We start from the raw sequence: 16269 nt of genomic DNA, 5'->3' as shown, positions 1-16269 counted from the left end.
TCTCCCTAAATAAGGCAGGTATATCATGTCCGAACTGAATGAAAAAATGGCGTCAGCCTGGGAAGGATTTAGCGCCGGTGAATGGCAGAACAGCGTCAACGTCCGTGACTTCATCCAAAAAAACTACACGCCGTATGAAGGTGACGAAGCATTCCTCGCCGGCGCGACGCCAGCAACCACCAAACTGTGGGACAGCGTGCTGGAAGGCATTAAAATTGAAAACCGTACCCATGCACCGGTTGATTTCGACACTGATTTAGCGTCTACCATCACCTCACACGATGCGGGCTATATTAACAAATCGCTGGAAACCATCGTTGGTCTGCAGACTGAAGCCCCGCTGAAACGCGCCATTATCCCGTTTGGCGGCATCAAAATGGTGGAAGGCTCCTGTAAAGTTTACGGCCGCGAGCTGGACCCAGCGCTTAAGAAAGTTTTCACCGATTACCGCAAAACCCACAACCAGGGCGTGTTTGACGTTTACACCCCGGATATCCTGCGCTGCCGTAAATCAGGCGTGCTGACCGGTCTGCCAGATGCATACGGCCGCGGTCGTATTATCGGTGACTACCGTCGCGTCGCGCTGTACGGCATCGACTTCCTGATGAAAGACAAAGTGGCTCAGTTCAACTCACTGCAGAGTGACATGGAAAATGGCGTTGATCTCGAAGCCACCATTCGCCTGCGTGAAGAGATTTCTGAGCAGCACCGCGCACTGGGCCAGATCAAAGAGATGGCCGCCAAATATGGCTTTGATATCTCCCTGCCAGCCACCACCGCGCAGGAAGCAGTACAGTGGACCTACTTCGGTTACCTCGCAGCAGTGAAATCACAAAACGGTGCCGCGATGTCGTTTGGTCGCGTGTCCACCTTCCTCGACGTTTACATCGAGCGCGATATCAAAGCCGGTAAACTGAGCGAAGAGCAGGCGCAGGAGCTGATTGACCATCTGGTGATGAAATTGCGTATGGTGCGCTTCCTGCGTACGCCGGAATACGATGAGCTGTTCTCTGGCGACCCAATCTGGGCCACTGAATCACTGGCTGGTATGGGCGTTGACGGTCGTACGCTGGTGACGAAAAGCACCTTCCGCTTCCTGAACACGCTGTACACCATGGGTCCATCACCGGAACCAAACATGACCATCCTGTGGTCTGAGAAACTGCCGGTTAACTTCAAAAAGTATGCGGCAAAAGTCTCCATCGACACCTCATCGCTGCAGTATGAGAACGATGACCTGATGCGTCCGGACTTTGACAATGATGACTACGCCATCGCCTGCTGCGTGAGCCCGATGATTGTCGGTAAACAAATGCAGTTCTTCGGCGCACGTGCCAACCTGGCTAAAACACTGCTGTATGCAATCAACGGCGGTGTGGACGAGAAGCTGAAAATGCAGGTCGGCCCGAAAGAAGCGCCAATCACTGATGATGTGCTGGATTATGACACCGTGATGGCGCGTCTGGACCACTTCATGGACTGGCTGGCAAAACAGTACGTCACGTCACTCAACATCATCCACTACATGCATGATAAGTACAGTTATGAAGCCGCGCTGATGGCGCTGCACGATCGTGACGTTTATCGTACCATGGCGTGTGGTATCGCGGGCCTGTCTGTCGCCGCGGACTCACTTTCAGCGATTAAATATGCCAAAGTGAAACCGGTACGTGACGCCGATGGTCTGGCATTGGACTTCGAAATTGAAGGTGAATATCCACAGTTCGGCAACAATGACCCGCGCGTGGATGATCTGGCCTGTGACCTGGTTGAACGTTTCATGAAGAAAATTCAGAAACTGCAGACCTACCGTAATGCGGTGCCAACGCAGTCGGTCCTGACCATCACCTCCAACGTGGTATACGGTAAGAAAACCGGTAACACCCCGGATGGTCGTCGCTCCGGTGCGCCATTTGGCCCCGGTGCCAACCCAATGCATGGCCGTGACCAGAAAGGTGCTGTCGCTTCACTGACTTCCGTGGCCAAACTGCCATTTGCCTACGCCAAAGACGGTATCTCTTATACCTTCTCTATCGTACCGAATGCGCTGGGCAAAGATGATAACGTGCGTAAAACCAACCTTGCTGGCCTGATGGATGGTTACTTCCACCACGAAGCCAGTATCGAGGGCGGCCAGCACCTGAACGTCAACGTCATGAACCGTGAAATGCTGCTGGATGCCATGGAGCACCCTGAGAAATATCCACAGCTGACCATCCGCGTTTCCGGTTATGCCGTACGTTTCAACTCGCTGACGAAAGAGCAGCAGCAGGATGTGATTACCCGTACCTTTACTCAGTCGCTGTAATCCTCCTCACTGTAATCGAAAGGCTCCTGCGGGAGCCTTTTCTCCACAAGCCAGTTTCGCCAGTCTGCTTTTGCAGGCAGTCTGGCAAAACCGACTTACATCCTCAGAGCACAACACAGATTGTGCCGCCTGCGCGCCAGGCTGAACCGGAGAATACATCGCAATGTCAACCATCGGTCGTATCCACTCGTTTGAATCCTGCGGCACCGTTGACGGTCCCGGCATCCGTTTTATCACCTTCTTCCAGGGCTGCCTGATGCGCTGCCTGTACTGCCACAACCGCGATACCTGGGACACTCACGGCGGTAAGGAGATCACCGTTGATGAGCTGATGAGGGATGTGCTGTCGTATCGCCACTTTATGAATGCGTCTGGTGGCGGCGTGACGGCATCCGGCGGTGAAGCCATTCTGCAGGCTGAATTTGTGCGCGACTGGTTTCGCGCCTGCCAGGCCGAGGGCATCCATACCTGCCTCGACACCAACGGCTTTGTGCGCCGTTACGATCCGGTGATCGATGAACTGCTTGATGCGACCGATCTGGTGATGCTCGACCTCAAGCAAATCAATGACGATATCCATGAGATTCTGGTCGGCGTGTCAAACCACCGCACGCTCGATTTCGCCCGCTATCTGCAAAAGCGCGGTAAAAGGACCTGGATTCGCTATGTGGTAGTGCCGGGTTATTCGGACGATGACGATTCGGTGCATCGCCTCGGTGAATTTACTAAAGACATGAGTAACATTGAAAAGATCGAGCTTCTGCCTTATCACGAACTCGGCAAGCATAAATGGATTGCGATGGGTGAAGAGTACAAGCTGGAAGGCGTGAAGCCGCCAACGAAAGAGACCATGGAGCGGGTGAAAAATATTCTTGCCGGTTACGGCCATAACGTCATGTATTAAGACGGTTGGCCTGTAGTTGAAGTTTCGCCGGCAAGAAACAGAGGGGTTACCGCCGGGACATTTGCGACAGGTTGCGAATGTCCCGTTTAATCACTGCCATCAGGCATGCGCCACCGGTGTTGCATGCTGATCGGCTTTACGCAGCAGCATCACCAGATAGACCAGCGCCACCACCGCAATCATCACAAACAGCAGGCGATCGGAATAGTTCTGCATCAGCATCGCGGTCATCCCCGGCCCGACCAGACTGCCAACGGTATAACTGAACAGCAGCGCCTGATTCATCGCCACCAGTTCATGATGCGCCACCGTTTCACACGCCCAGGACATGGCCACCGGATAAAGCGTAAAGCCAGCCAGCCCCAGCACAAACAGTGCCGGTGCCATTGCCGTTCCGCTCAGCATAGCAATCGCACCCAGAATCACCACGAACACCTGCACGCGCAGCACCATCAGGCGACCAAAGCGGTCGGCAAGACGTCCTACCGGCCACTGACCGACAATCCCGGCACTGACCAGCAGCGCCATCCAGTAACCCACAGTGGCATCGCTCATACCCTGATGCGAAAGATAAAGCGGCATCAGGCCGTAGAGCGAACCGAGCACGATACCGGAGATAATGCAGCCGTTGATACCCAAACGCGAACTGCGGCGGCGCAGCATGCTCCAGATACGCCCGGTTGAGGCTTCTTCAGTAGCCGCACCGGCGTTGACCTGCACAAACACCACGGGCAGCACGGCACAGACGATCAGCGCGCTCACCCAGGGAATGACGTGCAGCAGTTCTGTCGAGACACGGCTCACCAGCAGCTGACCGGCAACGGTGCCAAGATAGTAGATGATCATGTAAGCGGCCAGCAGCTGACCGCGATTGCGCACGGTACCGCTGCACAATAGTGCACTCTCAACCACCACCCAAATCAGTGCACAGCCTACGCCCGCGGTGAAGCGCAGCAGCGTCCAGCTGTAAAAGCCGTCCAGCAGCACCATGCCCATGGTTGCCAGCGCAAACAGTACGCTGGCAAGGTAAAAGCAGCGATTAAAGCCATAGCGATTAATCAACCAGCCCGCCAGCAAGGTGCCCACTAAGTTGCCGGTGTAATAAGCAGAGCTCGCCATGCCCACCTGCCAGGTCGGCAGTTGATCATGGGTGAGCCACAGCGGCACCAGCGTATTAAGCACAGCAATAGACACCGTCATCAGCATTAAGCCGCAAAGCAGCAGCAGGACGGGGCGCGACCAGGTTGACATAGGGAATAAAACCAAAAGAAATGAACAGATTTGCGCGCAGTTTGCCATTGGCGATGGCAAAGTCAATGTGCAAAAAAACAGCGCCGCACATTTTGCTGCTGAACAATTTATTATTTTTATCTTCAGCGGGTTACAGGACTACAGAAAGGTCTTATGTCTGAATCTATCTACATGAATTTATACATTTTTGATGGTTTGACGCGCAGCGATGACGATAACGTTTATTTCTGATTAATTCCGGTTAAAAAATAATGACTGACGCGCTTAAGAAATAAAAAACCCGGCCTGAGCCGGGTTAGTGCATGAATGCCTGTTAGCCGATATATTCCAGCCCGCCCATGTACGGGCGCAGCACGTCCGGCACCGCAATGCGACCATCCGCCTGCTGATAGTTTTCCAGCACGGCTACCAGCGTACGCCCCACCGCCAGGCCTGAACCATTCAGCGTGTGCACCAGACGCGGTTTTTTGTCCGTTTTGCTGCGGCAGCGAGCCTGCATGCGGCGCGCCTGGAAATCCCACATATTCGAGCAGGAGGAGATTTCACGGTAGGTGTCCTGCGCCGGCAGCCAGACTTCCAGGTCATAGGTTTTGGCTGAGCCGAAGCCCATGTCGCCGGTGCACAGCAGCACTTTACGGTACGGCAGGTTCAGCAGCTGCAGCACTTTCTCCGCATGGCCGACCAGCTCTTCCAGCGCGTCCATGGAGGTTTCCGGTGCGACGATCTGCACCATCTCCACTTTGTCGAACTGGTGCATACGGATCAAACCGCGCGTATCGCGTCCGTAAGAACCGGCTTCGGAACGGAAGCAAGGCGTGTGGGCAGTGAGTTTGATCGGCAGAGATTCCTCTTCAACGATCTCATCGCGCACCAGGTTAGTCAGCGGCACTTCGGCGGTCGGGATCAGCGCATAGTTGCTGCTGCCTGCTTCTTCGCCCAGCGGTTTGGTATGGAACAGATCCTCACCAAATTTTGGTAACTGACCGGTACCGTACAGCGTCTCGTGGTTCACAAGATATGGCACGTAAGTTTCCAGATAACCGTGCTGCTGGCTGTGCAGATCGATCATGAACTGGCTCAGCGCGCGATGCAGACGAGCAATCTGGCCCTGCATCACGATAAAGCGCGAACCGGTCAGTTTCACCGCCGAGGCGAAATCCAGCCCTTTGACCGCTTCACCCAGCTCTACATGGTCTTTCACCGGGAAATCGAATTGGCGCGGCTGGCCCCAGCGGCTCACTTCCTGGTTTTCGCTGTCATCTTTACCCAGCGGCACTTCGTCGGCCGGCAGGTTAGGCAGCGCAAGCGCAAAGTCACGAATTTCGTTCTGCAGGGTATCCAGCTCTGCTTTCGCCGCATCCAGGCGTTCGCCCAGCGCGTTCACTTCCTGACGCAGCGGCTCGATATCTTCCCCACGTGCTTTGGCCTGACCGATGGATTTGGAGCGGGAGTTACGCTCAGCCTGCAGGTTTTCAGTTTCTACCTGCAAAACCTTACGACGCTCTTCGAGGGAGCGCAGCGTATCCACATCCAGTTTAAATCCCCGGCGTGCCAGTTTTTCTGCGACTGCGTCTGGCTCATTACGCAGCAGATTGGGATCGAGCATGCTTATCCTGTGTAATAAAAGGTTGATTGAACGAATGGAGGGATGCATTCCACCGGAATGCATTGAAATCCTTGCTCACCTTACCGTAACGCGTTTATCAGCGGTAGCGTTTTATCGGGCTATTTTGATCCTGTTCAGCAAGCCAGGCGAGTTTTTCACCGATCTTGCTTTCAAGGCCACGATTGGTGGGTTGATAGTAGCGCGTCTGCGCCATTTCCGGCGGGAAAAACACCTCGCCGGCCGCATAGGCATTGGGTTCGTCATGCGCGTAACGGTACTCTTTGCCGAGGCCCATCTCTTTCATCAGCTTCGTCGGTGCATTACGCAGATGTTCCGGCACATCGTAATCCGGGAACTCACGCGCATCACGCATCGCCGCTTTGAAGGCGGTATAAACAGCATTGCTTTTTGGCGCACAGGCCAGATAAACAATTGCCTGGGCAATTGCACGTTCCCCTTCCGCAGGCCCGATGCGGGTAAAACAGTCCCACGCGGCAATTGCTACCTGCATGGCGCGCGGATCGGCATTACCGACATCTTCCGAAGCAATCGCCAGCAGCCGCCGCGCCACGTACAGCGGATCGCCACCGGCAGTGATGATGCGCGCGTACCAGTAAAGCGCCGCATCCGGGGCTGAACCACGAACCGATTTGTGCAGTGCCGAGATGAGATCGTAAAAGCGGTCGCCTTTGTTATCGAAACGCGCCGCGCGTTCACCCGATACTTCATTCAGCAGCTGTGGCGTTAGCTCCCGCTGTCCCTGCGCATTGAGCTCAGCCATATCGGCCATCATTTCCAGCGTATTCAGTGCGCGTCGTGCATCACCATTGACCAGTTCAGCGATCATGCGCCGGGTATTGTCCGGTAACAGAATATCGCTGTCGCCGTAGCCGCGCGTTTTATCCTGCATCGCCTGATCCAGCACCTGTTCAATATCTGCGCTGGTCAGCGATTTAAGCAGATAAACGCGGGCGCGCGACAGCAGTGCCGAGTTCAGCTCAAAGGAGGGATTTTCCGTGGTTGCGCCAATGAAGGTGATGGTGCCGTCTTCAATGTGTGGCAGAAACGCATCCTGCTGGCTCTTGTTGAAGCGATGCACCTCATCAACAAACAGAATAGTGCGACGCCCCACCTGGCGGTTCTGCCGCGCGCGCTCAATGGCCTCGCGAATCTCTTTAACGCCGGAAGTCACCGCTGAAATGCGTTCGACGTCGGCTTTGCCGTAATGCGCAATAATCTCCGCCAGCGTGGTTTTACCGGTACCCGGCGGTCCCCATAAGATCATGGAGTGCAGCTGACCCGCCTCAATAGCGCGCGGCAACGGCTTACCGGCCGCGAGCAGATGCTGCTGACCAATATATTGCTGCAGCGTCGCTGGCCGCATACGCGCAGCCAGCGGTCTGAACTCGTTTGACGGTGCAAAATCCAGCGACAGGTTACTCACCCTCACCTCACTGACGTTGATCGTCCACCGTTACCCCTTTTGGCGGCGTAAAGGTGAATTTATCCGGGCTGATAGCGCCGTTTTTCTGGCTCTTCAGCTGATAGCTGCTGCGCTGTCCATCCTGCTCAATCGCGCTGAACTGATTGATGGTACCTGCGGAAGTGACATTGATGGTGAACTGTTTCAGGTTGCCATCGCTGCTTTTAGGCGTCAGCTCAAAATTATCCCCCTGCTGCTTAATGTTGTACTGCTGCCAGTCAGAGGGCTGGTTACGCGCAATCAGCATAAACGGCGTGTTGCTGGTGGCATTCTGTAGCAGGCTAACGCTCGCCTGTTCCACAAAAGGATTATAGAACCACAGATTTTTACCGTCTGAGATAATCACGCTTTCGTCCGGTGCAGTCATGTGCCAGTTAAACAGGCTCGGACGTTTTACCCACAGTTCGCCTTCGCCGTCCTGCACATTTGCGCCGCTGCCGTCAGTCACCTTCTGACTGAAGCTGGCATGGAAGCTGTTCACTTTATTAAGGCGCTGCTGCAGATCGCTGGAAGCATCCGCCAGGGCAGAAGAAGCAACAAAACCGGCCAGCAGGCCACAGGCAATAACGCGAAATTTCATCTGATACGATTCCTTATTCATGGTTTCCTGACACTTACTGCATTAACCGTAGTCGCCGCTCCGTCAGTTCGACAGGAGAAAAAGCCGAAAGCTCCCAATGATATGGGGATCGGACCACAGATAAACAACGGGCCAGTTTACACTGGCCCGGCATAACACTGCGGAGAAAAGTCTTACATTTCGTGAGGTGGCGGTGACAGCACTTCACGGTTACCGTTGTGGCCTGGCTCCGAGACAATGCCCTGCGCCTCCATCTGTTCGATAATCCGCGCCGCGCGGTTGTAGCCAATACGGAACTGGCGCTGCACGCCGGAGATCGACGCGCGGCGTTTCTCCACCACGAACGCCACCGCCTGGTCAAACAGCGGATCCAGCTCTTCATCGCCGTCCAGGCCGCCAGCACCGCTTTCACTCTCTTCACCGGCGGTAATGCTGTCGATGTACTGCGGTCGCCCACGCGCTTTCCAGTCCTGCACGACTGCATGCACTTCCTGGTCACGCACAAAGGCGCCGTGAACACGTACCGGCATGGAGGAGTTAGGTGGCATGTAGAGCATGTCACCCATACCCAGCAGGGATTCCGCACCGCCCTGATCGAGAATGGTACGCGAGTCAATTTTACTGGACACGGTAAAGGCGATGCGCGTCGGAATGTTGGCCTTAATCAGGCCGGTAATCACATCCACTGACGGACGCTGGGTAGCCAGCACCAGGTGGATACCTGCCGCACGGGCTTTCTGTGCCAGGCGCGCGATCAGCTCTTCGACCTTTTTGCCCACCGCCATCATCAGGTCAGCGAACTCATCAACCAGCACCACAATGTACGGCAGTTTTTCCAGCACCGGCGGGGTGGTGTCCATGCTGTCGCCCGGTTTCCAGAACGGATCCGGAATTGGCCGGCCCATTGCGGCAGCCTGCTCGATCTTCTCGTTATAGCCGGCCAGATTACGCACGCCCAGCGCAGACATCAGCTTATAGCGGCGCTCCATCTCGACCACACTCCAGCGCAGCGCGTTGGCCGCGTCTTTCATGTCGGTGACCACTTCCGTCAGCAGATGGGGAATGCCCTCATACACTGACAGCTCGAGCATTTTCGGGTCGATCATGATAAAGCGCACTTCTTCCGGCGTGGCTTTATACAGCATGCTGATGATCATGGTGTTGACGCCAACCGACTTACCGGAACCGGTGGTACCGGCCACCAGCAGGTGCGGCATCTTCGCCAGATCGGCCACCACGGGCTGACCAGAAATATCTTTACCCAGCACCACCGACAGCGGCGAAGGGTTGTCGCGGAACTTATCGCAGTCCAGCACCTCACGCAGATAGACGGTCTGACGATGTTTATTGGGGAGTTCGAGGCCGACATAAGGCTTGCCCGGAATCACCTCAACCACACGCACCGCAACGGCAGAGAGCGAACGTGCCAGGTCACGCGACAGGTTAGAAATACGTGCGGCCTTGACGCCCGGTGCCAGATCCAGTTCAAAGCGAGTGATTACCGGCCCTGGAGAGATGCCCACCACTTCGGCTTTCACGCGGTAATCCGCCAGACGCGCTTCAACCAGACGCGCGGTCTGTTCCAGTGCGAACATATCCACCGGTTCCTCTTCGGCCGGCGGCGACGTCAGCAGATCCAGTGTCGGCAGCGGCGTGGAAGGTTTCTCCAGCGGCTGTTCGTGACGCACCAGGAAGGGGTGGAACAGGCTGTCCTGCGCAGGGGCGACAGGCTTCGGCGTTTCAGCCGGCGCGGCGTAAACCTCGTCGTCTGGCGTTGACCACGGGCTGGTTTCCTCACTCAGCGATGCGGGTACCGCCGGCTCAGGTGCCGCTGGCTGCTGCCACTGGGCCGGAGCGTCCGGCTCTGGCGTGGCGGCTATGGTAAATAGCGGTTCGCTCGGCGTGTCATCAACCAGATCTTTCATCGGAGAGAAATCAAACGCGGCTGAGGTATCCAGATTAAATACCGGCGCGCTCTCCTGCTCAGGCTGGCTGTAACGCTGTTGCTGCTGCTGAGCAAACTGCTGCGCCAGCTGAGCCTGCTGCAGCGCCTCTTCATCTTCTTCCTCTGCCGGCTGCTGCTGCCAGCTGTCGCCGTACCGCTGCTGCTGCTGCGAATGGAACGCTTCGCGCAGCTGGGCTTCCTGCAGCGCAGCATTATCATCATCGTGCGGCTGTGGCACTTGCCAGCTGGCGCTGATTTCCGGCTGCTGCTGGTCGGCCTCTTCACGGGCCTTCTCTTCTGCCATGCGTTGCGATGGCAGTTTGATACCGTATGAGGCCAGCTCACGCCGGGTTGGCAGCTTAACCTTGTTAGGACGCGGCAGTTCCGGGCCGATGCCCTGTTTCACCTGCGGATTGTAATCGCGCTCCGGCACCACATCAAAGGCTGGCGTGTAAGCCGCAGAGCGGGCAGCAGCAGCAGCCGTCGCTGAACCGAGTGCGGCAGCGGCTGCCGTATTCAGCGGTGTGGCGGCCTGATCGGCACTCTGCCAGTTACCCATGCGCGGGCCATCGTCTTCTTCAGCGAGCGAGAAGGCGTCGGCGGCCGGTGACGCAGGCACTTCGAAGCGATATAACGGAGGAGCCGCTGGCGCGGGCTCTGCTGGCGGAATAGCTGGCGCCGCAGGCGCACTGGCAACGGATGCCGATGCCGGAGCAGCCGCAGTCAGCTGTGACGGCGCAGGTTGTGGAGCTACGTTTACCGCCGGTGCGGATGGCTCAGGTGCAGCGACGGACGGCACCTGACGTGCGGCGTCACTGGTGGCGGCCAGCGCAGCCGCGGTAGCCGCACTGGCTTTCACCAGCAGGGGATCGTCGCTGGCGACTTCAGCCACAGGTTCCGCTACCTGTCGGGGCTTAGCCAGCAGTACGTCATCTTCGTCGTCCTGAGCCGGCGCAGCGCGCAGTGGCGGAACCGCTTCGTCGGGGTGCGCCTCGTCGTAGTCGTCTTCTTCCTGCCAGGGTTCATCATGGCGCGAGCGGTTGCTGGCAAAGGTCAGCACGCCCATCACCACGCTGCCGATCTTCTCGGCAATCGCCAGCCAGGACCAGCCGGTATAAAGCGTGATACCCGCCGCCCAGACGCACAGCAGCGTCAGCGTGCCACCGGCACCGCTGAACCACGGCGCCATCGCATTGCTCACCAGGCTGCCAATTACGCCGCCGGAGGCAAAATACCAGATATCGTCCACGTTCAGCGCAGCCAGTCCGCAGGTGGTCACCACCAGCGCCAGCACGCCAATCAGCCGCAGGCCCACCGCAAAATAGTCGATGTAATCCTGGCGATCGCGCTGACGGAAGGTGATCCAGCACAGACCAATAATCACTGGCGGAATGGCGTAGGCCATCACACCAAAAATAAACAGCAGGGTATCGGCCAGCCATGCGCCCACGCTGCCGCCCAGATTGTGGATCGGCTCGTGCCAGGCGGTTTGTGACCAGCTGGGATCGGAGGGATTAAAGCTAACCAGCGACACCATCAGATAGATGGCAAACAAGGCCACCAGGATGAGCAACGCTTCCAGCAGCCGACGTCCGCTGCTCAGTGGTTGTAATGAAACGTCTTTGTCTTCTGTATATTCCTGGCTCAAGAGAACTCTCCAGGTGCCTGTAAATTAAGAAGGCAACAGCGCCAGGCTTGCCTGACGCTGGTCCTGTATGAATTCACAGGAGTGTACCGAAATCCTGCAAGCTTTGCACCTGCCCTGCGTTACCGGGTCTTAATCACCAGACGATTGCTCTGTTTGACCTCTTCCATCACCACGTAGGTACGGGTGTCGTTGACGCCCGGCAGGCGTAGCAAGGTCTCACCCAGCAGTTTACGGTAGGCGGACATATCCGGCACGCGGGTTTTCAACAGGTAGTCAAAGTCACCGGAAACGAGGTGACATTCTTGAGTTTCCTCAAGTTTTTGTACAGCGGCGTTAAATTGTTCAAACACATCTGGCGCGCCGCGATTCAGAGTAATCTCAACGAATACCAGCAGTGAAGCATCGAGATAGTGCGGGTTCAGCTGCGCGGTGTAGCCCAGAATGAAACCCTGACGTTCCAGGCGACGTACGCGTTCAAGACAAGGTGTTGGCGAGAGGCCGACACGTTTTGAAAGCTCAACGTTGGAAATACGACCGTCTTTCTGCAGTTCATTCAGAATATTTCTGTCGATCCGATCCAGATCTTTTCCGGGGCGTTTCTTGTTGTCTACCATTATTATTGTCTCTCTTAATTCCTTCCCTTTACCTGCCAAACCCTGAAAACGTTCAATGTTCAGGGCCTTACTGAAGTGAAGTCTTTAAGCCTGTGCAGTAACGCGACCATCCGTATGACGCATGCTGTCTGTCCACATCATGCGTCATTACCAATGTCAGGCTGAGTTTATTTGGCGAAATTGCGCAAAACAGAGCTGAAATTCTGTTTCGAACCGCTAAATTTTCTCTGCTTCTGACAATGTTTTCGCAAAAGCGCAGGCGATTGTCAAAGTAAAACATCCAAATTCAGTACAAGATGCCAGACAGCGTACTGGGTTGCTGTTTTTAAATGAGAATTTTTATACAGCTGCACCACAAATTGCCGAGCAATGCCCCCTTTTGGCGCAGCGCGCGTGCAGAATTGCCATTCATCGTCTACGCCGCTTGCAGTGATTGTTAACAAAATTGCTGAAACCTTTTTTTGCGACAGTAATTTCCCTACAATCGAAAACTATGTTGTCAGACACACACTGAGGAACGCATGAGTACGGCCAAACACAGTAAGCTGCTCATTCTGGGCTCCGGCCCTGCCGGTTACACCGCAGCGGTTTATGCCGCCCGCGCTAACCTGAACCCGGTATTGATTACCGGACTGGAAAAAGGCGGCCAGCTCACCACCACGACTGAAGTCGAAAACTGGCCGGGCGACCCGCACGATCTGACCGGCCCTGCGCTGATGGAACGCATGCAGGAGCATGCTGAGAAGTTCAACACCGAAATCATCTTTGACCATATTCACACGGTTGATTTGCAGAACCGTCCGTTCCGCCTGACCGGCGACAGCGGCGAATACACCGCGGATGCGCTGATCATCGCGACCGGTGCCTCAGCGCGCTACCTTGGCCTGCCGTCAGAAGAGGCATTCAAAGGCAAAGGGGTATCGGCCTGCGCCACCTGTGATGGTTTCTTCTATCGCAACCAAAAAGTCGCGGTTATTGGCGGCGGTAACACGGCCGTTGAAGAGGCGCTCTATCTGGCGAACATCGCTTCTGAAGTGCACCTGATTCACCGTCGTGACAGCTTCCGCGCTGAGAAAATCCTGATTGACCGCCTGATGGAGAAAGTGCGTAACGGCAACATCGTGCTGCACACTGACCGCGCGCTGGACGAGGTGGTAGGCGATCAGATGGGTGTCACCGGGTTGAAACTTTCGTCAACCAAAGGTGAAGCCCCGGTCTCGCTGGAAGTGGCGGGCCTGTTTGTCGCCATCGGTCATAGTCCGAACACGGCGATTTTTGATGGGCAGCTGGATCTGGAAAACGGCTATATCAAAGTGCAGTCCGGCCTGCAGGGCAACGCGACGCAGACCAGCGTGCCGGGCGTGTTCGCTGCCGGTGACGTGATGGACCACATCTATCGTCAGGCCATTACCTCTGCCGGTACCGGCTGTATGGCCGCGCTGGATGCGGAACGTTATCTGGATGGTCTGGTTAAAAACGATAAGTAAGTTGTTAATTATCTGATCATAATTGCACTGAGGCGGCCACTTTTGGTCGCCTTTTTTATCGCCTGCGTGCTACAGTTCTGCCACCCGTCTGTCCGGCATTTAGCGTCGGATTTTGCCTCTCGTCACGGTGATCAAACGGCTTCGCATGAACAAATCACGGCAACACGAACTGCTGCGCTGGTTACGCCAGCAACGTCATCATGGCGCACGCAGCCTGCGACTGGCCTCGCTGGCAGGTTTTGCTGCGGCGTTAATTCTCATCGCCCAGGCCTGGCTACTGGCCTCCCTGCTGCAAAAACTGCTGGTGGAACAGCAACCCCGCGCTGAACTGGTGAGTGATTTCCTGTTACTACTGCTGTGCTTCGCACTGCGCGCCGCGCTGCACTACGGTCGTGAGATGGCCGGCTTCAGGGCCGGCGTGGCGATTCGCCGTGCGCTGCGGCAACAGGTGCTGGACCGGCTGAACGCGCTCGGTCCGGCCTGGATTCAGGGCAAACCGGCCGGGAGCTGGGCGACGCTGCTGCTGGAACAGATTGAAGAGATGCAGGAGTATTACGCGCGCTATCTGCCGCAGATGTCGCTGGCGGTGTTTGTGCCCTGCGCCATCCTGATCGCCATTTTTCCGATTAACTGGGCCGCCGGACTGATTCTGCTGGCGACCGCACCGCTGATTCCGCTGTTTATGGCGCTGGTCGGCATGGGTGCGGCCGATGCCAATCGGCGTAATTTTCTTGCGCTGGCGCGTCTGAGCGGCGATTTCTATGACCGGCTGCGCGGACGCGAAACGCTGCGCCTGTTTCACCGCGCGGACGCTGAGCAGCAGGCGATTGCCGCCACTACGCAGGATTTTCGTCAGCGCACTATGGAAGTGCTGCGCCTCGCCTTTCTCTCCTCTGCGGTGCTGGAGTTTTTCGCCTCGCTGGCGATTGCCGTGGTCGCGGTCTATTTCGGCTTCTCGTACCTGGGTGAACTCAATTTTGGCCACTACAGCACCGGCGTGACGCTGTTTGCCGGTTTCCTCGCGCTGATTCTTGCCCCCGAATTTTTCCAGCCGCTGCGCGATCTTGGCACCTTTTACCATGCCAAAGCGCAGGCGGTGGGCGGCGCAGACGCGCTGGATACCTTCCTGCGCGAAACGCCCCAGCACGCGCCGCAGGCGGCCACGCAAACGCTGGATGCTGACGCGCCATTCTCCCTCCGGGCGCAGGATCTGGTGATCATGACCGCCACCGGCGAGGCGCTGTCACAGCCGCTGAATTTCAGCCTTACTCCCGGTCAGCGCGTGGCGCTGGTCGGACAAAGCGGGGCCGGAAAAAGTGCGCTGATGAATGTCCTGCTCGGTTTTCTGCCCTACCAGGGTTCACTGTGCATTAACGGCCAGGAACTGCGCGACATCAGCCGCAGCAGCTGGCAGCAGCAGCTGGCCTGGGTAGGACAAAATCCGCAGCTGCCAGCGGCGACGCTGCGTGACAATCTCCAGCTCACTGACACGCCGGTGGACGAGGCCACGCTGACCGCCGTGCTGCAGCGCGCTGGCGTCAGCGAATTTTTGTCGCGTCTGCCGCAGGGGCTGGATACGCCAGTTGGCGATGGCGGCATCGGCCTGTCCGTTGGGCAGGCACAGCGCATCGCCGTCGCGCGGGCGCTGCTGAAACCGGCCCGCCTGCTGCTGCTGGACGAACCGGGATCCGGGCTCGACAGCCAGAGCGAGCAGCACGTGATGGGCGCGCTACAGCAGGCCGCACAGCAGCAAACTACGTTAATGATTACCCATCAGCTGCACGCTCTCGAGCAGTGGGATGAAGTGTGGGTGATGCAGGCCGGACAACTGGTGCAGCAGGGCCACTGGCAACAGCTGATCGCAGAAGCCGGCCCGCTGCGCGAGCTGGCGCAGCATCGTCAGAAGGAGATTGCCTGATGCGCACGTTACTGCCTTTCCTGCGCCTGTATCGCCGCCATCCGTGGCGTTTAGGTCTTGGCGTGGTGCTGGCGATTGTCACGCTGCTTGCCAGCATCGGCTTGCTGACGCTGTCCGGCTGGTTTCTTGCTGCCTCCTCGCTGGCTGGCGTCGCCGGCCTGTACAGCTTCAATTACATGCTGCCCGCAGCCGGCGTGCGTGGCGCGGCAATCACCCGCACCGCCGCGCGCTATTTTGAACGGCTGGTGAGCCACGACGCCACTTTCCGCGTGCTGCAACATCTGCGCGTCTTTACCTTCAGCCGGCTGATGGCGCTGGCACCGGCGCAGCTGGCGCGCTTTCGTCACGGCGAACTGCTGAACCGCTTTGTCAGCGATGTCGATACTCTCGACCATCTCTATTTACGCGTTATTTCTCCACTGCTGGGTGCGGCGGTGGTGATTGTGGTGGTGACCTGTGGCCTGGCGCTACTCGATATGCGACTGGCGCTGCTGCTCGGGGCGATCATGTTGCTGACGCTGCTGC

General features: G+C 57.0%; 11 protein-coding genes. 5 read left to right on the top strand and 6 right to left on the bottom strand.

Annotation, left to right across the window (positions count from 1 at the left end; translation table 11 throughout):
• Positions 1–25 precede the first annotated feature (25 nt).
• Together pflB and pflA are read left to right on the top strand one after the other, a co-directional pair.
• A complete protein-coding gene (pflB, locus tag ERD80_RS07375) occupies positions 26–2308 on the top strand; it encodes a formate C-acetyltransferase (RefSeq protein WP_136546386.1) in 2283 nt (760 codons plus the stop codon).
• 163 nt (positions 2309–2471) lie between these two features.
• Positions 2472–3212 carry a pyruvate formate lyase 1-activating protein gene (gene pflA, locus ERD80_RS07370; protein WP_058757766.1) on the top strand — a complete coding sequence of 247 codons (741 nt, stop codon included), beginning with the start codon at positions 2472–2474 and terminating at the stop codon, positions 3210–3212.
• 99 nt (positions 3213–3311) lie between these two features.
• Here the strand turns inward: pflA and ERD80_RS07365 are convergent, their stop codons facing one another.
• The 6 genes from ERD80_RS07365 to lrp form a co-directional block, all read right to left on the bottom strand.
• Complete coding sequence (locus tag ERD80_RS07365; protein WP_031279859.1) at positions 3312–4463, bottom strand: MFS transporter; 1152 nt, start codon at positions 4461–4463, stop codon at positions 3312–3314.
• Between the two features lie 313 nt (positions 4464–4776).
• Entirely contained in the window at positions 4777–6069 is a 1293-nt protein-coding gene (serS, locus tag ERD80_RS07360) for a serine--tRNA ligase (RefSeq protein ID WP_021508354.1), read from the bottom strand.
• A 97-nt stretch (positions 6070–6166) separates the two neighbouring features.
• The gene (locus ERD80_RS07355; RefSeq protein WP_136546384.1) at positions 6167–7513 is read right to left on the bottom strand and encodes a replication-associated recombination protein A; all 1347 of its coding nucleotides are present in this window, start codon (positions 7511–7513) and stop codon (positions 6167–6169) included.
• Positions 7514–7520: 7 nt separating this feature from the next.
• Positions 7521–8132 carry an outer membrane lipoprotein chaperone LolA gene (lolA, locus tag ERD80_RS07350; protein ID WP_010618286.1) on the bottom strand — a complete coding sequence of 204 codons (612 nt, stop codon included), beginning with the start codon at positions 8130–8132 and terminating at the stop codon, positions 7521–7523.
• Positions 8133–8305: 173 nt separating this feature from the next.
• Entirely contained in the window at positions 8306–11725 is a 3420-nt protein-coding gene (locus ERD80_RS07345; protein ID WP_136546382.1) for a DNA translocase FtsK 4TM domain-containing protein, read from the bottom strand.
• A 119-nt stretch (positions 11726–11844) separates the two neighbouring features.
• Positions 11845–12339: a leucine-responsive transcriptional regulator Lrp gene (lrp, locus tag ERD80_RS07340; protein ID WP_006118610.1), complete on the bottom strand. Its 495-nt coding sequence runs from the start codon at positions 12337–12339 to the stop codon at positions 11845–11847.
• A 521-nt stretch (positions 12340–12860) separates the two neighbouring features.
• On the opposite strand from lrp, the gene trxB reads away from it, so the two are divergent.
• The 3 genes from trxB to ERD80_RS07325 form a co-directional block, all read left to right on the top strand.
• Positions 12861–13826, top strand: coding sequence for a thioredoxin-disulfide reductase (trxB, locus tag ERD80_RS07335; protein WP_021508358.1), 966 nt, complete (start codon positions 12861–12863; stop codon positions 13824–13826).
• A gap of 145 nt (positions 13827–13971) precedes the next feature.
• The gene (gene cydD / locus ERD80_RS07330) at positions 13972–15744 is read left to right on the top strand and encodes a cysteine/glutathione ABC transporter permease/ATP-binding protein CydD (protein WP_136546380.1); all 1773 of its coding nucleotides are present in this window, start codon (positions 13972–13974) and stop codon (positions 15742–15744) included.
• Positions 15744–16269: ABC transporter transmembrane domain-containing protein (locus ERD80_RS07325; protein WP_348769906.1), on the top strand; the 526-nt coding region annotated here is incomplete at its 3' end. The genes cydD and ERD80_RS07325, both read left to right, overlap by 1 nt.

The organism is Pantoea sp. R102, assembly GCF_004916815.1.
Classification (GTDB): domain Bacteria; phylum Pseudomonadota; class Gammaproteobacteria; order Enterobacterales; family Enterobacteriaceae; genus Pantoea; species Pantoea dispersa.
The sequence above is the reverse complement of the archived record's forward strand: the minus strand, read 5'-3'. Positions and strand labels throughout refer to the sequence as shown.

Excerpts from the sequence above, each read along its gene's own strand:
- pflB (WP_136546386.1), top strand. The coding sequence starts at position 26 with ATGTCCGAACTGAATGAAAAAATGGCGTCAGCCTGGGAAGGATTTAGC.
- pflA (WP_058757766.1), top strand. The coding sequence starts at position 2,472 with ATGTCAACCATCGGTCGTATCCACTCGTTTGAATCCTGCGGCACCGTT.
- ERD80_RS07365 (WP_031279859.1), bottom strand. The coding sequence starts at position 4,463 with ATGTCAACCTGGTCGCGCCCCGTCCTGCTGCTGCTTTGCGGCTTAATG.
- serS (WP_021508354.1), bottom strand. The coding sequence starts at position 6,069 with ATGCTCGATCCCAATCTGCTGCGTAATGAGCCAGACGCAGTCGCAGAA.
- lolA (WP_010618286.1), bottom strand. The coding sequence starts at position 8,132 with ATGAAATTTCGCGTTATTGCCTGTGGCCTGCTGGCCGGTTTTGTTGCT.
- lrp (WP_006118610.1), bottom strand. The coding sequence starts at position 12,339 with ATGGTAGACAACAAGAAACGCCCCGGAAAAGATCTGGATCGGATCGAC.
- trxB (WP_021508358.1), top strand. The coding sequence starts at position 12,861 with ATGAGTACGGCCAAACACAGTAAGCTGCTCATTCTGGGCTCCGGCCCT.
- cydD (WP_136546380.1), top strand. The coding sequence starts at position 13,972 with ATGAACAAATCACGGCAACACGAACTGCTGCGCTGGTTACGCCAGCAA.